The sequence below is a fragment of the Xanthomonas sp. NCPPB 1128 genome, assembly GCF_001043115.1.
Taxonomy (GTDB): Bacteria; Pseudomonadota; Gammaproteobacteria; order Xanthomonadales; family Xanthomonadaceae; genus Xanthomonas_A.
Window position 1 is genome coordinate 1 of record NZ_LFME01000008.1, and the last position, 21,799, is coordinate 21,799.

Sequence of the window (21,799 nt, forward strand, 5' to 3'; positions counted from 1 at the left end):
GTGGGGAGGCGGGGCGAGCGAGGCGGCCATGCGGCGGCTCCGGAAGTGGCAGGAGGACGGCAGCCTAGGCCTGCAGGTTCTCAGCAAAAACAGTAAAAATATTTAACGACTTTCAATGGAATCCACACAATGGACCGGATCGGGGACATCGCCCTGTTCCTGCGCGTGCTCGATCTCGGCTCGATCAGCGCCGCCGCGCGCAGCCTGGACATCTCGGTGGCGGTGGCCAGCCAGCGGCTGCAGCGGCTGGAACGCGCGCTCGGCGTGCGCCTGCTGCACCGGACCACGCGGCGCCTGCACCCGACGCCGGAGGGCCTGCAACTGGCCGAGCAGGGGCGGCCGCTGGTCGAGGACCTGGAATCGCTGGCCGGTGGCCTGCGCCAGGCCGGCGTCGCTGCCGCCGGCACCTTGCGGGTGACCATGTCGGCGGCGTTCGGGCGCCTCTACGTCTCACCGCTGCTGCCGCGGTTCATGGCGCTGCACCCGCAGGTGCGGCTGAGCGTGCACCTGAGCGACAACGTCGTGGACCTGGTCAGCGATGGCTTCGACCTGGCGATCCGCATCGGCACCCTGCGCGACTCCAGCCTGGTCGCACGGCGCCTGGCCGGCAACCGGCGCATGCTCTGCGCCTCGCCCGACTACCTGCGCCGCCACGGCACCCCGGCCACGCCGGCCGACCTGGCCGCGCACGCCTGCCTGCTGCTGACCGGCAGCGACGGTCGGCAGGACACCTGGCGGCTGCAGGGACCCGACGGCGAGATCGCCGTCCGCGTGGCCGGGCCGCTGGAGACCAACTTCGGCGAAGTGCTGCGCGATGCCGCGGTCAACGGCCAGGGCATCGCCCTGCATTCGGAGTGGCACGTGGCCGAGGACCTGCGGCAGGGGCGGCTGTGCCAGGTGCTGGCCGACTATCCGCTGACCGAGACCGGCATCTACGCGGTGATGCCGCAGCGCCGGCTGGTGCCGCCGCGGGTGCGGGCCTTCGTCGAGTTCATGCAGGACGCGTTGGCCGACCCGCCGCCATGGGCACGGCCGCAGTGAGACCTGGGTCGTCCTGCGGGTCCTTGTCTACGACCGCAAACGGTCACGTGCCTGCCGCATTGCGTGATTTCATCAAGCTGTATAGGGTGTATCCACGGCCTAGAAGCGCCTGGCGTTGACTTTCACATGTTACGTGCTCGTTAACGCCATCTTCACTATGTCGCGCATAATGTGCGCGGCGATGGCATGCGGAAACGGCCGTCTGGATGTGACGAGACATCTGTACTGAACCATGCCTCTACCGGTTTCTATCTCCCCGAAACAAGGAGTTGTATTAATGAACAAGAAAATTCTCACCGCCGCGTTGCTGGGCGGTCTGGCCGTCGCCCAGGCAGCGTCCGCGCACGAATTCGACGACCGCTGGTACCTGACCGGTTCGGCTGGTTTCAACTTCCAGGACAAGGACCGCACCACCAACGATGCGCCGTTCGTCACCCTGGGCCTGGGCAAGTTCATCAACCCGAACTGGTCGCTGGACGGTGAGCTGAACTATCAGAACCCGAACTTCGACAAGAACCAGGACCTGAACTGGAGCCAGTACGGCATCTCGTTCGACCTGCGTCGCCACTTCATCCAGGAAGGCCGCGGCTGGAACCCGTACCTGCTGTTCGGCCTGGGCTACCAGCGCTCGGAAGAAGAGTTCGACACCGGCGGTCCGGTCTCCCCGGGCCAGCGCAAGGACGGCAACTTTGCCGCCAAGGCCGGCGTCGGTCTGCAGACCACCTTCGACAAGCGCGTTGCCGTGCGTGCCGAAGTGGCCTACCGCGCTGACTTCGACGACCAGAGCGTTGCCGCTCCGTCGCAGAACTGGTTCGGCGACGTGCTGGCTTCGGTCGGCGTCGTGATCCCGCTTGGCCCGCCGCCGGCTGCCCCGGTCGCCCCGCCGCCGCCGCCGGCCGCTGCGCCGAGCTGCGCCGACCTGGACGACGATGGTGACGGCGTCAACAACTGCGACGACAAGTGCCCGAACTCCCAGCCTGGCCAGACCATCGGTCCGGACGGCTGCCCGGTGCCGGTGTCGATCGACCTGAAGGGCGTCAACTTCGACTTCAACAAGGCGAACCTGCGTCCGGACGCCGTGGCGATCCTGGGCGAGGCCACCGAGATCCTGAAGCGCTACCCCGACCTGCGCGTCGAGGTTGCCGGTCACACCGACTCGAAGGGTACCGAAGCCTACAACCAGAAGCTGTCCGAGCGCCGCGCCCGCGTCGTGTACGACTACCTGGTGAAGAACGGTGTGGACGCGTCGCGTCTGGTCGGTCCGATCGGCTACGGCGAGAGCCGTCCGATTGCCCCGAACACCAACCCGGATGGTTCGGACAATCCGGAAGGCCGCGCGAAGAACCGTCGTACCGAGCTGAACGTCCAGAACTAATCGGACGCTTCCAGTCTCAAGCAAAGCCCGGCCTCGCGCCGGGCTTTGTTTTTGTGGGACGGCGAATGGATTCGGTATTGCCGTAGGAGCGGCTTCAGCCGCGATGAGCTTTCCTGTGAGAGCCTGTCGCGGCTGAAGCCGCTCCTACGCGGGACACCGGACGCTGACGATGTCCACACCCGCTCCAAGCTGAACTTTTTCAGCAATCCCAATTATTTAGCGCATGTAGTGCCGGTAACAGTTGAAAGCACGCCGGGGCCTGCCTACACTCGCTCGTCGACTCGCCTGAATGGAAAAAAACCGATGTTGCGTATCGTGACGGCCAGCCTGCTTGCGCTCGCCCTGGTTCCTGCGGCCCACGCCGCACCGGATTGCTCCGGCGATCTGCTGCCCAAGCCGCTGGCGCTGCCGGCGACGGTCGCCGCGCCGGTCGCGTCCGAACTGTTCAGCCGCAACGTGCAGCTGGGCATGCCCAGCGGCGTGCTGACCCAGTCCTACAGCAGCGACCAGTCGCTGGACCGCGTGCTGCTGCGGCTGCGCGCCGAAGGCTGCCAGAGCCTGGCCAACGCGACCCCGGGTGCGGTGAAGCCGAACGATCCGGCCGCCTACAAGCCGGCCACCGCGTTCGACAACACGCCTTGGCGGTTCGACATGAGCCAGAACGGCAAGCGCATGACCGCCGAGGAGTTCGACGCCTGGATGAAGGCGCGCGGCGTCCGCGTGGTCAAGGCGCGTCCGGCGCCGGCCGCTGCACCCGCTGCCGCCGCCGAGGCGCCGGCGCCGGCCGACGCCAACAAGCAGTAAGTCCGGCGCGCGGCCGCCTGCGGCCGCGTCCGTTCACGCCGTGCGAGGGGCCAAGCCGCCGCGTTCCCGCCGTCCGGCGTCGTCCCCGGCGGCGCCCGTGCGTCCGCGCTCGCCTGCGCGCGGCGCCACGCCGGCCGCCCCGCGCCACGGCCTGGCCCGCACCCTGTCCAAGCTGGGCCTGTGCTCGCGCACCGAGGCCGCGCGCTGGATCGCTGCCGGTCGCGTCGCGGTCGACGGGCGCATCGTCACCGATCCCGAATTCCCGATCCTGCAGGGCCGCCACCGGTTGGCCGTGGATGGCGCGCCGCTGGCCGACACCGCGCGTCTGTACCTGATGCTCAACAAGCCGCGTGGGCTGGTCACCAGTGCGCAGGACGAACGCGGCCGCGACACCGTGTATCGCTGTTTCGACGGTGCCGGCCTGCCGTGGCTGGCACCGGTCGGGCGCCTGGACAAGGCCAGCGAGGGCCTGTTGCTGTTCAGCAACGACCCGCAGTGGGCGGCGCGGGTCACCGATCCGGGCAGCGGTCCGGACAAGACCTATCACGTGCAGGTGGATGCGGTGCCCGACGCGGCGCTGCTGGCACGGATGTGTGCCGGCGTGGTCGACGATGGCGAGCCGCTGCGGGCCAAGCAGGTGCGCCTGCTGCGCCAGGGCGAGCGCCATGCCTGGCTGGAAGTGGTGCTGGACGAAGGCCGCAACCGGCAGATCCGGCGGCTGCTCGCCGCGCTCGGCCTGGACGTGCTGCGGCTGGTGCGGGTGGCGATCGGCGAGCTGGTGCTGGGCGAGTTGGGCAAGGGCGCGTGGCGCGCACTCAGCGCCGCCGAAGTCACGGCGTTGGCGCCGGCGGCGGACGCCAGCGCGCCAGCCGTGCGCTGAGCAACGCGGCGACCACTTCGCGGGCGCGCGCGTTTTGTGGTCCGTGCGCATCGTGGTGGCGACCCTTGGCGTGATTGCAGCCGGCGCAGGCCAGCGCCAGGTTGCGCGCATCGTTGGGATCGTCGCCGACCTGGGCGCACAGCGCCGCCGCGGCCCGGCGTCCGAACCAGGCCTGCGGCACCACGTGTTCGAGCGAACAATGGCCCAGCGGCTCGCCATCGCTGCGCAAGTCAAGACGTCGCCGGCAATGCAGGCAGCGGCTGTGCCAACCGCCAGCCGCCGGCTGCGCCTGGGCGTCGGTCTGCGCCGCCAGCAACAGCCGTTGGCGCAGCGCGGCGCGCATCTCAGGCGGTGATGACGCCCAGTTCGCGGCCGATGCGGGTGAACGCATCGATCGCCCGATCCAGGTGCTCGCGGGTGTGTGCGGCGCTGATCTGGGTGCGGATCCGCGCCTGGCCCTTGGGCACCACCGGGAAGAAGAAGCCGATGGCGTAGATGCCTTCCTCCAGCAGCCGTTCGGCGAAGCGCTGCGCCAGCGGCGCGTCGTACAGCATCACCGGGCAGATGGGATGGGTGCCGGGCTTGATGTCGAACCCGGCGGCGGCCATGCGCTCGCGGAAGTAGGCGGTGTTCTCGACCAGGCGCGCGCGCAGGTCGTCGGCGGCATCGAGCATCGCGAAGGCCTTGATCCCGGCGGCGACCACGTGCGGCGGCAGCGAGTTGGAGAACAGGTAGGGCCGCGAGCGCTGGCGCAGCAGTTCGATCACCTCGCGGCGGCCGGTGGTGAAGCCGCCCAGCGCGCCGCCCATGGCCTTACCCAGGGTGCCGGTGACGATGTCGATCTTGTCCAGCACGCCCTTGACCTCGGCCGAGCCGCGGCCGCTGGCGCCGAGGAAGCCGGTGGCATGGCATTCGTCGATGTGTACCAGCGCGTTGTATTTCTTCGCCAGCGCGGTGATCTCGTCCAGCGGGGCGATGAAGCCGTCCATCGAGAACACGCCGTCGCTGGTGATCAGCTTGGTCTTGCAGCCGGCGGCATCGGCCGCCTGCAGCTGCGCTTCCAGGTCGGCCATGTCGCAGTTGGCGTAGCGGAAGCGCTTGGCCTTGCACAGGCGCACGCCGTCGATGATCGAGGCGTGGTTGAGCGCGTCGGAGATGATCGCGTCGTGCTCGCCCAGCAGTGGCTCGAACAGGCCGCCGTTGGCGTCGAAGCAGGCGGCGTAGAGGATGGTGTCCTCGGTGCCGAAGAACGCGGCGATCTGTGCTTCCAACTGCTTGTGCAGGTCCTGGGTGCCGCAGATGAAGCGCACCGAGGCCATGCCGAAGCCGTGCGTGTCCAGCGCGTCCTTGGCGGCCTGGATCAGCGCCGGGTGATCGGCCAGGCCCAGGTAGTTGTTGGCGCAGAAGTTGAGCACGCGGCGGCCGTCGGCGAGGACGATCTCCGCTGCCTGCGGGCCGACGATGATGCGCTCGGACTTGAACAGGCCCTGGGCGCGTATCGCGTCCAGTTCCTCGGCGTAGTGCTGGGTGAGGCGGGAGTCGGTCATGACGGGCACGCGCGGCGGAAAGAAGCGGCGATTTTACCGCGGCGTCCGCGAACGCCGGGGTCGTCATGCGCAAATGGCATGAGCCGCTGCCGGGAAGTCATTTCACCCGCCGCCTGCCGCTGCGCAGCATGCGTCATGGTCCGCGGCGGGCATCGGCTGCGGCGTCGGTCTGTGTGTCTTTCGGAGAACCGTCCATGTCCAGCCTTCCGCCGCGCCGCTGGCGCCCGCTGCTCGCGCTCGCGCTGTGCGTGTTCGCCGGGGCCGCGGCCGCCGCCGAGACGCAACTGCTCAACGTCTCCTACGATCCCACCCGCGAACTGTATCGGGACTACAACGCCGCCTTCGCCAAACACTGGGCGCAGTTGCATCCCGGCGCGCAGGTCGCGGTGGAGACCTCGCACGGCGGCTCCGGCAAGCAGGCGCGTGCGGTGATCGACGGGGTCGAGGCCGATGTGGTGACGCTGGCGCTGGCCTACGACGTCGATGCGATCGCGGCCAAGAGCAAGCTGATCGATGCGAACTGGGCCACGCGCCTGCCGGACAACAGCGCGCCGTACACCTCGACCATCGTGTTCCTGGTGCGCAAGGGCAATCCGAAGGGGATCAAGGACTGGCCCGACCTGCTGCGAAGCGGCGTGTCGGTGATCACGCCCAATCCCAAGACCTCCGGCGGCGCGCGCTGGAACTACCTGGCCGCCTGGGCCTACGCCGACCACATCTTCAAGGGCGACCGCGAGCGCATCCTCGCCTACATGCGCGCGCTGTTCCGCAACGTGCCGGTGCTGGACACCGGCGCGCGCGGCGCCACCACCACCTTCGTCCAGCGCGGCATCGGCGACGTGCTGCTGGCCTGGGAGAACGAGGCCTTCCTGGCGCAGCAGGAACTGGGCCAAGACAAATTCGAGATCGTGGTGCCGAAGCTGTCGATCCTGGCCGAGCCGTCGGTGGCGCTGGTCGACAAGAATGTGGACAAGCACGGCACCCGCGCGGTGGCCGAGGAATACCTGAAGTATCTGTATTCGCCGGAAGGGCAGAAGATCGCGGCCAGGCATTACTACCGGCCGCGTCATCCCGAGTACGCCGACCGCGCCGATCTGGCGCGGCTGCCGAAGGTGCGCCTGGTCACCATCGAGCAGGCGTTCGGGTCCTGGGCCAAGGCGCAGGCCACGCACTTCGACGACGGCGGCCTGTTCGACCAGATCCAGGCGAGCAAGTGACGCGATGGCCGTGACCGCCGCCGCCGTTGCCCGCGCACCGCGCCAGCGCCGGGTGATGCCGGGCCTGGGGCTGAGCCTGGGCATCACCCTGGCCTGGCTGGGGCTGGTGGTGCTGATCCCCTTGCTCGCGGTGCTGCTCAAGACCAGCGGACTGGGCTGGGACGGCGTGTGGCGGGTGTGGAGCGAGCCGCGGGTGCTGGCGGCGTTGCGCTTGAGTTTCGGCACCGCGCTGGCCGCGGCCGCATTCAATGCGGTGATGGGTACCTGGGTGGCGTGGGTGTTCGTGCGCTATCGCTTCCCCGGCAAGCGCCTGTTCGACGCGATGATCGACCTGCCGTTCGCATTGCCGACCGCGGTGGCGGGCATCGCCCTGACCGCGCTGTACGGCAGCAATGGCTGGATCGGACGCTGGCTGGAGCAGCCGGCGCAGGCGCTGGCGGCCAGCCTGCCGGCACTGGCCTGGTGGTGGCCGCGGCTGGCGCTGCTGCTGGCGCTGTCGGCCATCGGCCACACGCTGTTGCGGCGTAGCCAGGCCGTGTTGCCGGCACCGCTGCGCGCGCTGCAGCGCCTGCTCGGCACGCTCGGCATGCTCAGCCTGGCCGCGCTGGGCGTCGGTGGCCTGCTGATCGGCTATGCCGGGCTGATGCAGAGCAGCGGCGCGGGCGGGGTCAAGGTTGCCTACACGCCGCTGGGCATCGTGGTGGCGCTGGTGTTCGTGGGGCTGCCGTTCGTGGTGCGGATCGTGCAGCCGGTGCTGGCCGAGGCCGAACGCGAGCTGGAAGAGGCGGCGGCCACGCTCGGCGCCGGGCGCTGGCAGACCGTGCGCCGGGTGCTGCTGCCGACGCTGTGGCCGGCGGTGCTAACCGGATTCGCGCTGGCCTTCGCGCGCGGCGTCGGCGAGTACGGCTCGGTGATCTTCATCGCCGGCAACCTGCCCAACGCCACCGAGATTGCGCCGCTGCTGATCACCATTCGCCTGGAGGAATTCGATTACGGCGGCGCCAGCGCGATCGCCGCGGCGATGCTGCTGTTGTCGCTGCTGTCGTTGCTGCTGGTCAACGCGGCGCAGGCCTGGTTCGCGCGGCGCGGCAGGGCGGTGGCGTGATGGCGTCGGTCGTGTCCGCGCTGGCCGCGCGCGTCCCCGGGCGAGCCGACGATGCGGCCGTGCCTGCGCATGCGCAGGCCTCGGTGGTCGACGAGCCACGTTGGGTGCGGCGGTTGCTGATCGGCGGCGCGCTCGGCTTCCTGCTGGCGTTCCTGCTGCTGCCCTTGCTGCTGGTATTCACCGAGGCACTGCGCGGCGGTGCCGACGTGTTCTGGCGCGCGATCTCCGATCCGGACGCGCTGGCGGCGATCCGCCTGACCTTGCTGGTCGCGGCGATCGTGGTGCCGTTGAACCTGGTGTTCGGCGTGGCCGCGGCCTGGGCGGTCAGCAAGCACCGCTTCCCTGGCAAGCGCTTGCTGGTGAGCCTGATCGATCTGCCGTTCTCGGTGTCGCCGGTGGTCGCCGGGTTGTTGTTCATCCTGATCTTCGGCCGCAACGGCTGGGCCTGGCCGCTGATCGACGAGGGCGTGCGGTTGCAGTTGCCGCTGCTCGGCGAGGTGTTGCTGCGCCTGCCGCGCATCGTGTTCGCGCTGCCGGGCATCGTGCTGGCGACCACCTTCGTCACCTTTCCCTTCATCGCTCGCGAACTGATGCCGCTGATGGAGCAGCAGGGCGACGACGAGGAACTGGCGGCGCTGAGCCTGGGCGCCAGTGGCTGGCAGACCTTCTGCCGGGTCACCCTGCCGAACATCCGCTGGGGCCTGCTGTATGGCGTGCTGTTGTGCAGTGCGCGGGCGATGGGCGAGTTCGGTGCGGTGTCGGTGGTGTCCGGGCACATCCGCGGGCGCACCAACACGCTGCCGCTGCATGTGGAGATCCTCTACAACGAATACGCCTACAGCGCCGCCTTCGCCTGCGCCAGCCTGCTGGCGCTGACCGCGCTGCTGACCCTCGCCGTGAAGTCCTGGCTGCACTGGCGCCATGGCGCGGCGCTGGCCGCCATTCACCGACACTGAGGTTGCCATGAGCATCCGCGTACAGCACCTGGGCAAGCGTTTCGGCGATTTCGCCGCACTCGACGACATCGGCCTGGACATCCGTCAGGGCGAACTGCTGGCGTTGCTGGGGCCGTCCGGCTCCGGCAAGACCACACTGCTGCGGGTGATCGCGGGACTGGAACATGCCGATCGCGGACGCGTGCTGATCCACGGCGAGGATGCCACCGCACTGTCGGTGCAGGCGCGCCGGGTCGGCTTCGTGTTCCAGCACTACGCCTTGTTCAAGCATATGAGCGTGTACGAGAACATCGCCTTCGGCCTGCGCGTGGGTCGTGAAGGGCGCTGGAGCGAGTCGCGCATCCGCGCGCGGGTGCAGGAATTGCTGGCGCTGGTGCAGTTGCACGACCTGGAGCGGCGCTACCCGGCGCAACTGTCCGGCGGCCAGCGCCAGCGCGTGGCGCTGGCCCGCGCGCTGGCGATCGAGCCGCGCGTGCTGTTGCTCGACGAACCGTTCGGCGCGCTCGACGCGCAGGTCCGCCGCGACCTGCGGCGCTGGCTGCGCGAGCTGCACGAACGCACCGGCCTGACCACGGTGTTCGTCACCCACGACCAGGAAGAGGCGCTGGAACTGGCCGACCGCGTGGCGATCCTCAACCGCGGTCGGATCGAACAGATCGGCAGCCCGGCGCAGGTCTACGAGCAGCCTGCTTCGCCCTTCGTGTACGCCTTCGTCGGCGCAGTGAACCGACTGCCGGCGCGTCTGCACGACGGTGCGGTCCAGGTCGGCGGGCTGGCGTTGCCGGCGCCGTCGACGCCGCTGTCCAGTGGTCCGGTCGAGCTGTATGTGCGGCCGGAAGACCTAGCGCCCGGCAGTGACGGCTGGGCGGCGACGGTGCTGTCGATCCAGCGCAGCGGCCCGCGCCTGCGCCTGCGCGCGCAATTGGCGCACGGCCACGATGAGGTGGAAGTGGAACTTCCGGCGGGCGAGGGGGTACCCGACTACGTGCCGGGCCAGCCGCTGCACCTGCACGCACGCCGCTTCGGGATCTTCGCCCGGCCCGACTGAGGTCCATCGTGTCATGCCGCTCGCCCACTGCCGCGCTCGCGCGTCGGTGCCGTCGCCGGCTGTCCGGTCGGTCGCGGTCTGACCGCCAGGGCCGCGAGCCGGAGACCGTTTTGACGGGCCGGCAGCCACCGAGGGCGGCCCGCTATGTCCGCCCTTGGCGCGAATCCTCGGTTTTTGTGTCTGGACCTGGCATGCGGCAGGTGAAAAGTTGTTGCACTGCACGATCAAAGCAGTTAAAAAACCGTAAAGGCGCCCGCCTCGTTGCTGTACCCCATCCCTCGTCAACCCTAGGAGAATGACCGGTGAACAAGACCACTCTCGCCCTGGCCGTCGCACTGGCCGCTTCGCCGCTCACCGTCCTGGCTCAGGACGAGCCCGCTTCTCCGGTCACCGGCTCCTACGGCGTGGTCAGCGACTACGTGTTCCGTGGCGTCTCCCAGACCAACAAGGGCCCGGCGTTCCAGGCCGGCCTCACCTACACCTCGCCGTTCGGCCTGTACGTGGGCACCTGGGGCTCCAACGTCGACTTCGGCGCAGGCGATCCGGATTGGGAAGTGGACGGCTTCGTCGGCTACAACGTCGATTTCTCCCCGGACTGGAACTTCGACGTGATGGTCAACCGCTACGGTTATCCGGGCGCCGGCAAGTCGAACTACAACGAACTGATCACCAAGACCAAGTTCCTCAAGACCTACACCCTGACCGTCGCCTACACCGACGACGTGTACAACCTGGACCGGGACAGCTTCTACTACGCGCTGGACGGGAACTGGTCGCTGCCGCAGGGCTTCAGCGTCGGCGCGCACGTCGGCCGCACCACCTACGAAAGCGCGCTGACCGCGTACCAGGACTACACCGACTACAACGTCAGCGTGGGCAAGATGGTCGGTCCGCTGGCGTTGAGCGTGGGTTACTACGACACCGACAACAAGGGCCCGGCGAACTTCACCGAGCGCCTGGCCGGTCACCGCGTGGTGGTCTCGGGCACGATCGCGTTCTGATCGCATCGTCTCGTTAAACGACGAAGGGCGCCGCGAGGCGCCCTTCGTGTTTTCCGGCACCGCCGCGTTGCCGCGGCGCGCCTTACCAGCTCAGCACGACCTTGCCGGCCTTGCCTTCTTCCATCAGGTCGAAGCCCTTCTGGAATTCGTCGATGGTCAGCTGATGGGTCAGCACCTTGCCCAGCGGGAAGCCGGACAGTACCAACTGGGTCATCTTGTACCAGGTCTCGTACATCTTGCGGCCGTAGATGCCCTGCACGGTCAAGCCCTTGAAGATGATCTTGTCCCAGTCGGCGCCGGCGCCGCGCGGCATGATGCCGAGCATGGCGATCTTGCCGCCGTGGTACATGCAGTCGAGCATGTCGTTGAAGGCGCGCGGGTTGCCGCTCATCTCCAGGCCCACGTCGAAGCCTTCCATGTGCAGGTCGGCCATCACGTCCTTGAGCGAGGTGTTGGCGACGTTGACCACGCGGGTCGCGCCCATGTCCGCGGCCAGCTTCAGGCGGAAGTCGTTGACGTCGGTGACCACCACGTTGCGCGCGCCGATGTGCTTGCAGATGCCCGCGGCGATGATGCCGATCGGGCCGGCGCCGGTGATCAGCACGTCCTCGCCGATCACGTCGAACTCCAGCGCGCAGTGCGCGGCGTTGCCGTAAGGGTCGAAGAACGCGGCCAGTTCGGAGGGGATCTGGTCGGGGATCGGCCATAGGTTCGAGGCCGGCATCACCATGTACTCGGCGAAGGCGCCGTTGACGTTGACGCCGATGCCGACCGTGTTCGGGCACAGGTGTGGACGCCCGCCGCGGCAGTTGCGGCAGTGGCCGCAGACGATGTGGCCTTCGGCCGAGACGCGTTGGCCGACCTCGTAGCCGGTGACCGCCGAGCCGAGCTGGGCGATGCGGCCGACGAATTCGTGGCCGATGGTCAGGCCGGGCTTGATGGTGCGCTGGCTCCACTCGTCCCACAGGTAGATGTGCAGGTCGGTGCCGCAGATCGCGGTCTTTTCCAGCTTGATCAGCACCTCGTTGGGACCGGGGACCGGCACCGGCACCTGTTCCAGCCAGATGCCCTTGGCGGCCTCGCGCTTGACCAGCGCCTTCATTGTTTGCGCCATGTCGGTGCAGATTCGATGGGAAGAGGGCGCGCAGTATAAGCGCCCGGCCCACGCGCCCATGTTGCGGCGCGGTCAGTGTGCCATTGGTCACGGTCCGGGCGCTTGGTGACAGCCGTTACACTCTAACGTCTGTCATCAAGGAAGCTATTCGATGCGTTCGAATTCGTTGGCTGTCGCCATCGCCGCCGTGGCCGCCCTGTCCGGCGCCTCCGCCGCCCATGCCGGCGAGGGCATGTGGGTGCCGCAGCAGTTGCCGGATATCGCCGGGCCGCTCCAGCAGGCCGGCCTGAAGCTGTCGCCGCAGCAATTGTCCGATCTCACCGGCGACCCGATGGGCGCGGTGGTCTCGCTGGGCGGCTGCACCGCCAGCTTCGTTTCGCCGCAGGGCCTGGTGGTGACCAACCACCACTGCGCCTACGGCGCGATCCAGCTCAACTCGACCCCGCAGAAGAACCTGATCCGCGACGGTTTCAGCGCCGCCAGCCAGGGCGCCGAACTGAGCGCCGGCCCGAACGCACGCATCTATGTGCTCGACCGCATCACCGACGTCACCGCGCAGGCCAAGGCGGCGATGGCCGCTGCCGGCAACGACGCGCTCAAGCGCACGCAGGCGCTGGAGGACTTCGACAAGGCCCAGGTCGCCGCGTGCGAAGCCGACGCCGGCTACCGCTGCGAGCTGTACAGCTTCTCCGGCGGCAACACCTACCGCCTGTTCCGCACCCTGGAAATCCGCGACGTGCGCCTGGCCTATGCGCCGCCCTCGGGCATCGGCAAGTTCGGCGGCGACGTCGATAACTGGATGTGGCCGCGCCACACCGGCGACTTCTCGTTCTACCGCGCCTACGTCGGCAAGGACGGCAAGCCGGCCGCCTACGCCAAGGACAATGTGCCGTACCAGCCCAAGCACTTCCTGAAGTTCGCCGACCAGCCGCTGGGCGCCGGCGATTTCGTCATGGTCGCCGGCTACCCGGGCCGCACCAATCGCTATGCGCTGGCCTCCGAATTCGACGCCACCGCGAGCTGGGGCTATCCCACCGCCGCGCGCCAGTACCGCGACCTGATCGCGCTGGTCGAGCAGGCCGGCAAGCAGAACCCGGACATCCAGGTGAAGTACGCGGCGACCATGGCCAGCTGGAACAACGTCGCCAAGAACTACGAGGGCCAGTTGGAAGGCTTCAAGCGCATCGACGCGGCGGCCAAGAAGCACGCCGAGGAAGACGCGGTGCTGGCCTGGCTCAAGCGCCAGGGCGGCGAGGGCAAGGCGGCGCTGCAGGCGCATGCGCAACTGCTGGCGCTGGGCGAGCAGGCCAAGGCCACCCGCGATCGCGACCTGGTGCTGCGGCAGATGCAGCGCACCGGCGTGCTCGGCAGCGCGGTAACCCTGTATCGCCTGTCGATCGAACGCGCCAAGCCGGACGCCGCGCGCGAGCCGGGCTACCAGGACCGCGACCTGCCCGAGATCGAGGGCGCGATGAAGCAGATGGAGCACCGCTACGTCGCGGCCATGGACAGCCAGCTGCAGCGCTACTGGTTCGACCAGTACCTGAAGCTGCCGAAGGCGCAGCGCCTGCCGGCGCTGGACCAGTGGCTGGCCGGCGCCGACGCGCAAGCCGCCGCCGCGCGCCTGGCCGGTACCCAGTTGGGCAACACCGACGCGCGCCTGAAGTGGCTGCATGCCGACCGCGCCGCGTTCGAGGCCAGCGACGACCCGGCGCTGCGCTATGCGGTGGCGCTGATGCCGACCCTGCTGCAGATCGAGCAGGATCAGAAGCGCCGTGAGGGTGAGGAACTGCTGGCGCGTCCGCGCTACCTGCAGGCCGTGGCCGACTACAAGAAGAGCCAGGGCGAGTTCGTGTATCCGGACGCCAACTCCTCGCTGCGCATCACCTTCGGCAATGTCAAGGGCTATGCGCCCAAGGACGGCGTGGAATACACCCCGTTCACCACGCTGGAAGGGGTGGTCGCCAAGGACACCGGGGTGGAGCCGTTCAACTCGCCCAAGGCGCTGCTGGAGGCGGCCAAGGCCAAGCGCTACGGTGGGCTGGAGGACAAGCGGCTGGGCACGGTGCCGGTCAACTTCCTGTCCGACCTGGACATCACCGGCGGCAATTCCGGCTCGCCGGTGATGGACGCGCACGGCAAGCTGGTCGGCCTGGCCTTCGACGGCAACTGGGAGTCGGTGAGTTCGAACTGGGTGTTCGATCCGGCGATGACCCGCATGATCGCGGTCGATTCGCGCTACCTGCACTGGATCATGCAGGAAGTGATGCCGGCGCCGCGGCTGTTGAAGGAGTTGAACCTGGCCAAGTGAGCCAGGCCCGGCGGGCGGCGGCTGCGGCCGCCGTCCGCGTGTCCGCCCCGGTGCGCCGCGGCGAGGCACGGGGATGCAGCGCAGGGTTTCCGGCGACGGAGCGGGTATCATGCCGCTCCGTTTTCGTTTGCGAGACGGGCCCTTCCCCCCAAGGAATCCAGCGCATGCGCATTCTGCTCGCCCGCCATGGCGAAACCCCGTGGAACGCCGAAGGCCGCTACCAGGGCCAGATCGACATCCCGCTGTCGCCGGTCGGCGACGTTCAGGCGCAGGCGCTGGGCGCACGCCTGCGCGAGGTGCCGCTGACCCGCGCCGTGGCCTCGCCGCTGGCCCGTGCGCAACGCACCGCACGCTTCGCCCTGGGCGCTGAGCGCGAGGCGTTGCTGCAGACCGATCCGGACCTGCAGGAAATCGCCCATGGCGAGTGGGAAGGCCTGCTGGCCAGCGAGATCCACGAGAAGGATCCGGCGCGCCTGCGTGCCTGGCGCGAAGAGCCGGACACGGTGCTGATGCCGGGCGGCGAGTCGCTGCGGCAGGTGCTGGAGCGTTCCTGGCGCGGCCTGACCCGCGCCGCCGAGGGCCTGGGCGAGCACGACACGCTGCTGGTGGTCGCCCACGATGCGGTCAACCGGGTGATCCTGTGCCGGGTGCTGGGCCTGCCGATCGCGCGGCTGTGGAGCTTCCGCCAGGCGCCGACCACGCTGAACCTGCTGGAAGGGCCGGACGTGGAGCATCTGGAGGTGGTGCGCTTGAACGATTGCGCGCACCACACGCCGTTCTTCGGCGAGGCGAAGCATCGGGCGCTGTAGGAAGAACATGATGCGCGTGTAACGTGCGCCGTCCGATCGGCTGCCTGTTCCGTTTCGCATCCGATGCGTGCCGCTTGGCCATTGCCGTTGCCGTTGCCGTTACCTTTGCCTTTGCCGTGCCGTTGCCGTTGCTCTGCTTTTCGGGATCCCGTGAGCCGCGGCACTTGGCCTGGGCAAAAACCCCGAAGGGGCGGCGCGCAGGAAGCGCGCCGTTTTTCGCCGGCACATGGATGTGCCGTCGAAAAATGCCCAGGGCAAGTGCGAACCCGGAGCGCGTAGCGCGGAGGGCGCGGCGCCCGGGTGTGCTTTCTTTTGGTTACTTTTCTTTGCACAAGCAAAGAAAAGTGACTCGCGCGTCAGCGCGAAAGCTTGTGCTTCTTCGATGTGACGCGATCGAGACGCACGTCATCGAAAGGCTGAAAATACACAAATGAACACCCTCTCCGAATGGCTCGCCTACATCGAGCGCCAACACCCCCAGGACATCGCCATGGGCCTGGAGCGGGTGCGTGCGGTCGCCGCGCGCATGCGCCTGACCCGGCCGGCCAAGCACGTCATCACCGTCGGCGGCACCAACGGCAAGGGCTCGACCGTCGCCTTCATCGAGGCGATCGCGCGTGCCGCCGGCTGGCGCGTGGGCAGTTACACCTCGCCGCACCTGCTGCGCTACAACGAGCGCGTGCGCATCGACGGCGAAGAGGCCAGCGATGCCGACCTGGTGACCGCCTTCGCGGCAGTGGAGGCCGCGCGCGGCGACACCGCGCTGACCTACTTCGAGTACGGGGCGCTGGCGGCGCTGTGGCTGTTCCAGCAGGTCAAGTTGGACCTGGCGGTGCTGGAAGTCGGCCTCGGCGGCCGGCTCGATGCGGTCAACCTGGTCGATGCCGATGTCGCGGTGATCACCACCGTGGACATCGACCATACCGACTGGCTCGGCAACGACCGCGAGGCGATCGGCGCGGAGAAGGCCGGCATCGCGCGGCCGTGGAAGCCGCTGGTGCTGGGCGAGATCGATCCGCCGTCCAGCGTGCTGCGCCGCGCCTACGCGATCGGCGCCAATGCGCTGCGCGCCGGCAGCGACTTCTTCCACGAGCCGATCGACGCCGATCGCTGGCGCTGGCGTGACGTCGGCACCGAACTGCAGTTGCCTTTGCCGCAGCTGCGCGCGCCGGTGCAGCGCGCCAACGCCGCCACCGCCATCGCCGCGCTGCGCGCGCTGCGCCGGTCGCTGCCGCGCAACGCCTACGCCGACGGCATCGCCGCCGCGCGCCTGCGCGGACGGCTGCAGGCGTGTGTGCGCGACGGCGTGGAGGTGCTGGTCGACGTCGGCCACAACCCGCAGGCCGCCCGCGAGTTGGCCGCCGCGCTGCAGGCGCAGCCGGTCGCCGGCCGTACCCGCGCGGTGTTCGCGGCGCTGGCCGACAAGGACGCCGCCGGGGTGGTGGAGGCACTGTCCGCGCAGGTCGATGCCTGGCACCTGGCCGGCTTGGGCGGCAACCGCGGCCAGAGCGGCGCGCAGCTGCGCGCGCGGCTGGCGGACACGGTCGCTGCCGCGGCCGACATCGCCGAGAGCGTGGTGCAGGCGCTGCAATCGGCACTGGCGCAGGCGCAGCCGGGCGACCGGGTACTGGTATTCGGTTCGTTCCATACCGTCGCCGAGGCGCTGCACTGGCTGCATTCAGCCGGCTGATCCCGCCTCCGCGCGGGCCGACCTTATAATCGGCACGGCACTCCGCCACGCCGCCCCCTCAGCCTTTCCGTGGATACCGTCCTGAAACAGCGATTGATTGGCGCCCTCGTCCTGGTAGCGCTCGCCGTGATCTTCCTGCCGATGCTGGTGAAGGGGCCTGCGCCCGACAGCGGCGTGGCCAATGTGCCGCTGAAGGCGCCCGAGGCACCGGCCGACGGCCAGTTCGAGACCCGCGAGCTGCCGCTGGTGACCCCGGGCGACGCACCCAGCGGTGGGGCGGTCGGCATGGCCAAGGCGCCGGGTGCCGCATCCGCGCCGGCCGCCGCGCCGGCGCCGGTCCAGAACAATCCCGATGCCGCAGACCTGGCCGACCCGGCCGCCGGCAGCGCCGCGCAGCCGCTGCCGCCGAGCACGGCCGCCGGCAACTACGCGGTGAATTTCGGCGCCTATGCCACCGCCGCCGATGCCGATGCGGTGATCGCGCGGCTCAAGCAGGCGCAGCTGCCGGGCTTCCGCGAGCAGGCCACGATCGGTGGGCGGCAGGCCTGGCGGGTGCGGATCGGGCCGTATGCCGATCGCGCCCAGGCCGAATCCGTGCGTCTGCAGGCGGTCAAGGTCCGCAACGACGTCAATGCCCAGGTGGTGACCCTGGATGCGGCGCCGAGCAACGCCACCCCGGCCAGCACCGCGCCGGCCGCCGCCAGCCATGTCGCCGCTGCCGCGCCCGCCGCCCCGGCCAGGACCGAGGCGCTGCCGCCGGAGCCGGCCAAGCCGGTCGCCACCACCAAGCCGGCGACGCCACCGGCGCCCAAGCCGGAGCCGGCCAAGCCCGAACCCACCAAGCCGGCGGCCACTGCGGCCACCACGGCAGCGGCCAAGCCGGCGCCAAGCGTGCCGGCGGCGCCGGCGGCCTCCGGCACCGGCTTTGCCGTGCAACTGGGCGCCTTCGGCAAGGCCGAGGACGCCAATGCCCTGCGCGACAAGGTGCGCGCGGCCGGCTTCAGCGCCTTCGTCGAGCAGGTCCGCACCGACAAGGGCGCGCTGAACCGGGTGCGGGTCGGCCCGGTCGCCAACCGCGCCGATGCCGAGCAGTTGCGCGCCCAGGTGGCGGCCAAGGTCGGCATCAGCGGTATGGTACGTCCACATCCTTGATCGGGCCTCGGCCCATGGAGTAGCACGATGGTCCAGGGAAGGCAGGCGCGACGCGCGATCGGCGCGATGCAGCGGCTCGGCCGCGGGAGGCGCGCATGATCGACATGGTGCTGTTGACGGTGATCCTGGTCTCGGCCCTGCTCGGGGCGCTGCGCGGGTTCGTCGGCATCGTGGTCGGCACGCTGTCCTGGTTCCTGGCCGGCTGGGCCACGTTCCAGTTCGGCGGCAATGCCGGGCGCTGGCTCGCGGACGGGGCGCGGCCGAGCATGAGCTACTACCTGGGCGGCTACGCGCTGACCTTCGTGACGGTGATGGCGGTGGTCGCCATCGTCGGCATGGTGATCCGCACCGCGGTGCGCTCGACCGCGCTGTCGGGCACCGACCGCGCGCTCGGCTTCGGCCTGGGCGCGGCGCGCGGCGGCTTCTTCGCCGCAGTGCTGGCGTTCCTGATGAGTTTCACGCCGCTGACCCGCGAGCCGGACTGGCGCCATTCGATGGTGCTGCCGGTGCTCAGCCCCGGCGTGGGCTGGATGCGCGCGCAGATGCCGGACTGGCGCATGCCGCAGATGCCGCAGTTGAACCTGTCGCAGATGCCGCAACTGAACGTGTCGCAGATGGATTTGGGCAACTTGCCCGCGGCAGGCGATAATGCCGCGCTGGGCAACGCCCTGCAGGCCAGCGGGCTGCAGGAGATGATGTCCAAGGCCCTGGGACGTCCCGGGGTGCGGTCCGCGCAGCCCGGGAGCGATCCGTCGCAACTGATGCCGGCGAACATCGATCCGGCGCAGGCGCGTCCGGCGCAATCCGACCCAGCACGGGTCGAATCCAACGGCCAGGCACGGCCACCTTCCCAATAGCGGCGTCCCCGCCGCGGAGAGCGTTGACATGTGTGGCATCGTCGGAATCGTCGGCAACCAGAACGTGGCCGGGCAACTCTATGACGGCCTGGCCGTACTGCAGCACCGTGGCCAGGACGCGGCGGGCATCGCCACCGCCGACGGCACCCGCCTGCGCGTGCAGAAGGCCAACGGCCTGGTCCGCGACGTCTTCGACGAGAAGCGCATGGCGGTGCTGGAAGGCCGCGTCGGCATCGCCCATTGCCGCTATCCGACCGCCGGCTCGGAAGGCATGGACGAGGCGCAGCCGTTCTACGTGAATTCGCCGTACGGCATCGCGCTGGCCCACAACGGCAACCTGGTCAATACCGAGGCCTTGCGCCAGCAGGTGTTCGAGGCCGACCGCCGCAACATCAACACCGATTCTGACAGCGAAGTGCTGCTGAACGTGTTCGCCTACGAGCTGGACGCGCAGCGCATGCTGACCCCGGAGGCGGCGATCCGCGCGGTGGCCGGCGTCCACCGCCGCTGCAAGGGCGGCTACGCGGTGGTCAGCGTGGTGCTGGGGCTGGGCCTGGTCGCGTTCCGCGATCCGCACGGCATCCGCCCGCTGGTGCTGGGCAAGCGCGAGAGCGTGGAGGGCGACGAGTACATCGTCGCCTCCGAGTCCTCGGCGCTGGACATCCTCGGCTTCACCCGCGTGCGCGACGTGCGCCCCGGCGAAGCGCTGGTGATCACCGGCCGCGGCGAGCTGTTCTCCGAGGTCTGCGCCTCGCCCACCGACCACACTCCGTGCATCTTCGAGTACGTGTACTTCGCGCGTCCGGACTCGATGATCGACAACGTCTCGGTGCACAAGGCGCGCATGCGCATGGGCATGAAGCTGGGCGAGAAGATCCTGCGCCTGCGCCCGGACCACGACATCGACACCATCATCCCGATCCCGGACACCTCGCGCGATGCCGCGCTGGAGATCTCCAACGTGCTCGGGGTGAAGTACCGCGAGGGCTTCGTCAAGAACCGCTACATCGGCCGCACCTTCATCATGCCGGGGCAGGGCGAGCGGGTGAAGTCGGTGCGCCGCAAGCTCAACCCGATCCACCTGGAATTCCGCAACCGCGTGGTGCTGCTGGTCGACGATTCGATCGTGCGCGGCACCACCAGCCGGCAGATCGTGCAGATGGCGCGCGACGCCGGCGCGCGCAAGGTGTACCTGGCCAGCGCGGCGCCGCCGGTGCGCTATCCCAACATCTACGGCATCGACATGCCGGCCGCCGACGAACTGGTCGCGCACGGCCGCAGCGAGCAGGAGATCCAGGAATTCCTCGGTTGTGACTGGCTGATCTACCAGGATCTGGAAGACCTGGAGACCGCGGTGCGCGAGGGCAACCCGGAACTGAAGGCGTTCGACTCCTCGTGCTTCAACGGCCAGTACACCACCGGCATCGAACCCGGCTATTTCGAGCGGATCATGCAGCTGCGCTCGGACGAGGCCAAGCGCAAGCGCCGTGCCTGAGCCGCGCGGCGGCCGCGCGCGGGCGTGGCGCCTGCGCGCGCTGGCGGGCCTGGCCGCGCTCTGCGGCGGCTGCACTGCTGACGACGCCACGCGGCCGGTGCACTCGCTGGACGATCCGCGCCTGCGCGACGGCAGCGTGCCGGGCGCGCAGCTGACCATGTTGCAGCTGTACATGGATCCGGAGCAGTTGGCGGTGCTGCAGCCGGGCTATCGCGCGCCGCTGGCGATCGCCGGCGCGCAGCGCATCGGCGAGGACCTGCTGATCCTGCGCCTGCGCGCGCAGCGTTCCTCCGCCGACGTGCGCGCCGATGCCCCGCAGTGGGGCTATGCGGTCGATTGCCGCGACGGTGCGGCGCGCCTGCTCGCCGCCGGCATCGGCGTCGACGCCGGCTGGCCGTCGACCGCGCCGCTGGCCAACATTCCCGAACCGCCTGAGGCCGACCGCCGCAGTGCCTTCGCCCTGGCCTGCGCGCATCGCGTGGACTGTGTGTTCAAGGTGCCCGGCAACCGCTGCGAGCAGGCCGAGCGGACCTGGCTGGAGCGGCGCCAGGCGGCCGAGTCGCCGGCGGCGGCGCCGTGAGCGGCGACCTGTACCGGGCCGCGCGTGCCTGCCTGGACGCTGCCGACCCCGACGAAAAGGTCGCGCTGACCCAGCGCCATGCCGCCGCCTGGCGCGATGGCGCCCTGGCGGTGCCGGCCACGGCGCCAGCGCCCGCGCCGATCCGCATGCCGGGACGGCCGCCGCGGCCGTTGCTGGTGCATCCGCGCGAACTGCCGCGGCGCGGCCTGGGCAGTGCCGAGGGCCGTGCGGCGTTCATCCACGCCATCGCCCACATCGAACTCAACGCCATCGACCTGGCCTGGGACGCGGTCTACCGCTTCCGCGGCCTGCCGACGGCGTTCTATGCCGATTGGGTGGCGGTGGCGGACGACGAGTCGCGCCATTTCGTGCTGCTGCGCGACCGTCTGCGCACGCTGGGCCACGCCTACGGCGATTTCGCCGCGCACAATGGCCTGTGGGAAATGTGCGAGAAGACCGCGCACGACGGCCTGGCGCGAATGGCGTTGGTGCCGCGGGTGCTGGAGGCGCGCGGCCTGGACGTGACCCCGGGCATGATCGCCAAGCTGCGCGCGCTCGGCGACGACGCCACCGCCGACATCCTGGAGATCATCCTGCGCGAGGAAGTGGCGCACGTGGCCGCCGGCTCGCGCTGGTACCGCTGGTATTGCGCGCAGGCCGGGATCGAGCCGCGCGCCCGCTTCGCCGCCCTGCTGCGCGAGTACGCCGGCGGCTACCTGCACGGGCCGTTCAATCTGCAGGCGCGCCTGCTCGCCGGGTTCGACGAGGACGAACTGCTGGCCCTGCAGCAGCAGGCCGGCTGAGGCGCCGTCGCCGA

General features: G+C 69.6%; 19 protein-coding genes and 1 pseudogene. 17 read left to right on the forward strand and 3 right to left on the reverse strand.

The annotated features are described in order from the left end of the window. The first annotated feature begins 129 nt into the window (after positions 1 to 129). The 4 genes and pseudogenes from ACP93_RS07475 to ACP93_RS07490 form a co-directional block, all read left to right on the forward strand. Complete coding sequence (locus ACP93_RS07475) at positions 130 to 1,041, forward strand: LysR family transcriptional regulator (protein WP_048490095.1); 912 nt, start codon at positions 130 to 132, stop codon at positions 1,039 to 1,041. A 277-nt stretch (positions 1,042 to 1,318) separates the two neighbouring features. Further along, entirely contained in the window at positions 1,319 to 2,416 is a 1,098-nt protein-coding gene (locus tag ACP93_RS07480; RefSeq protein WP_048490096.1) for an OmpA family protein, read from the forward strand. A 303-nt stretch (positions 2,417 to 2,719) separates the two neighbouring features. After that, a complete protein-coding gene (locus ACP93_RS07485; protein WP_048490097.1) occupies positions 2,720 to 3,220 on the forward strand; it encodes a hypothetical protein in 501 nt (166 codons plus the stop codon). A 133-nt stretch (positions 3,221 to 3,353) separates the two neighbouring features. Next, a pseudogene (locus ACP93_RS07490) lies at positions 3,354 to 4,100 on the forward strand (pseudouridine synthase); the annotation flags it as partial. Here the strand turns inward: ACP93_RS07490 and ACP93_RS07495 are convergent. Next, on the reverse strand, positions 4,051 to 4,443 hold the full coding sequence (locus tag ACP93_RS07495; protein ID WP_048490099.1) for a hypothetical protein: 393 nt from the start codon (positions 4,441 to 4,443) through the stop codon (positions 4,051 to 4,053). The pseudogene ACP93_RS07490 and the gene ACP93_RS07495 sit on opposite strands and share 50 nt — an antisense overlap. 1 nt (position 4,444) lies before the next feature. Then, positions 4,445 to 5,647 carry a glycine C-acetyltransferase gene (gene kbl / locus ACP93_RS07500; RefSeq protein ID WP_048490100.1) on the reverse strand — a complete coding sequence of 401 codons (1,203 nt, stop codon included), beginning with the start codon at positions 5,645 to 5,647 and terminating at the stop codon, positions 4,445 to 4,447. A 194-nt stretch (positions 5,648 to 5,841) separates the two neighbouring features. On the opposite strand from kbl, the gene ACP93_RS07505 reads away from it, so the two are divergent. The 5 genes from ACP93_RS07505 to ACP93_RS07525 all read left to right on the forward strand — a co-directional run bounded on the left by ACP93_RS07505 (position 5,842) and on the right by ACP93_RS07525 (position 10,974). Next, positions 5,842 to 6,864 (forward strand): sulfate ABC transporter substrate-binding protein, encoded by a 1,023-nt coding sequence (locus ACP93_RS07505; protein WP_048490101.1) that lies wholly within the window; start codon positions 5,842 to 5,844, stop codon positions 6,862 to 6,864. Positions 6,865 to 6,868: 4 nt separating this feature from the next. Beyond that, complete coding sequence (locus ACP93_RS22485) at positions 6,869 to 7,969, forward strand: ABC transporter permease subunit (RefSeq protein ID WP_048490102.1); 1,101 nt, start codon at positions 6,869 to 6,871, stop codon at positions 7,967 to 7,969. Next, a complete protein-coding gene (gene cysW / locus ACP93_RS07515; RefSeq protein WP_048490103.1) occupies positions 7,969 to 8,925 on the forward strand; it encodes a sulfate ABC transporter permease subunit CysW in 957 nt (318 codons plus the stop codon). The genes ACP93_RS22485 and cysW overlap by 1 nt, the downstream gene beginning before the upstream one ends. 7 nt (positions 8,926 to 8,932) lie before the next feature. After that, complete coding sequence (locus ACP93_RS07520; RefSeq protein ID WP_048490104.1) at positions 8,933 to 9,973, forward strand: sulfate/molybdate ABC transporter ATP-binding protein; 1,041 nt, start codon at positions 8,933 to 8,935, stop codon at positions 9,971 to 9,973. 302 nt (positions 9,974 to 10,275) lie between these two features. Further along, the gene (locus ACP93_RS07525) at positions 10,276 to 10,974 is read left to right on the forward strand and encodes a TorF family putative porin (RefSeq protein WP_048490105.1); all 699 of its coding nucleotides are present in this window, start codon (positions 10,276 to 10,278) and stop codon (positions 10,972 to 10,974) included. Between the two features lie 82 nt (positions 10,975 to 11,056). On the opposite strand, the gene tdh is transcribed toward ACP93_RS07525, so the two are convergent. Beyond that, complete coding sequence (tdh, locus tag ACP93_RS07530; RefSeq protein ID WP_026144724.1) at positions 11,057 to 12,088, reverse strand: L-threonine 3-dehydrogenase; 1,032 nt, start codon at positions 12,086 to 12,088, stop codon at positions 11,057 to 11,059. A gap of 151 nt (positions 12,089 to 12,239) precedes the next feature. Here tdh and ACP93_RS07535 point away from each other — a divergent pair, with 151 nt between their 5' ends. The 8 genes from ACP93_RS07535 to ACP93_RS07570 all read left to right on the forward strand — a co-directional run bounded on the left by ACP93_RS07535 (position 12,240) and on the right by ACP93_RS07570 (position 21,785). Then, positions 12,240 to 14,399, forward strand: coding sequence for a S46 family peptidase (locus ACP93_RS07535; protein ID WP_048490106.1), 2,160 nt, complete (start codon positions 12,240 to 12,242; stop codon positions 14,397 to 14,399). A gap of 164 nt (positions 14,400 to 14,563) precedes the next feature. Continuing rightward, the gene (locus tag ACP93_RS07540; RefSeq protein ID WP_048490107.1) at positions 14,564 to 15,208 is read left to right on the forward strand and encodes a histidine phosphatase family protein; all 645 of its coding nucleotides are present in this window, start codon (positions 14,564 to 14,566) and stop codon (positions 15,206 to 15,208) included. Between the two features lie 430 nt (positions 15,209 to 15,638). Next, on the forward strand, positions 15,639 to 16,898 hold the full coding sequence (gene folC / locus ACP93_RS07545) for a bifunctional tetrahydrofolate synthase/dihydrofolate synthase (RefSeq protein ID WP_048490108.1): 1,260 nt from the start codon (positions 15,639 to 15,641) through the stop codon (positions 16,896 to 16,898). Between the two features lie 69 nt (positions 16,899 to 16,967). Continuing rightward, positions 16,968 to 18,050 (forward strand): SPOR domain-containing protein, encoded by a 1,083-nt coding sequence (locus tag ACP93_RS07550; protein ID WP_048490109.1) that lies wholly within the window; start codon positions 16,968 to 16,970, stop codon positions 18,048 to 18,050. Between the two features lie 95 nt (positions 18,051 to 18,145). Beyond that, positions 18,146 to 18,907 carry a CvpA family protein gene (locus ACP93_RS07555; RefSeq protein ID WP_048490110.1) on the forward strand — a complete coding sequence of 254 codons (762 nt, stop codon included), beginning with the start codon at positions 18,146 to 18,148 and terminating at the stop codon, positions 18,905 to 18,907. Between the two features lie 28 nt (positions 18,908 to 18,935). Further along, on the forward strand, positions 18,936 to 20,402 hold the full coding sequence (gene purF / locus ACP93_RS07560) for an amidophosphoribosyltransferase (RefSeq protein ID WP_017913998.1): 1,467 nt from the start codon (positions 18,936 to 18,938) through the stop codon (positions 20,400 to 20,402). Further along, complete coding sequence (locus ACP93_RS07565) at positions 20,395 to 20,982, forward strand: hypothetical protein (RefSeq protein WP_228135974.1); 588 nt, start codon at positions 20,395 to 20,397, stop codon at positions 20,980 to 20,982. The genes purF and ACP93_RS07565 overlap by 8 nt, the downstream gene beginning before the upstream one ends. Then, on the forward strand, positions 20,934 to 21,785 hold the full coding sequence (locus ACP93_RS07570) for a ferritin-like domain-containing protein (RefSeq protein WP_048490111.1): 852 nt from the start codon (positions 20,934 to 20,936) through the stop codon (positions 21,783 to 21,785). Before ACP93_RS07565 ends, ACP93_RS07570 begins: the two co-directional genes overlap by 49 nt. Positions 21,786 to 21,799: the final 14 nt, after the last annotated feature.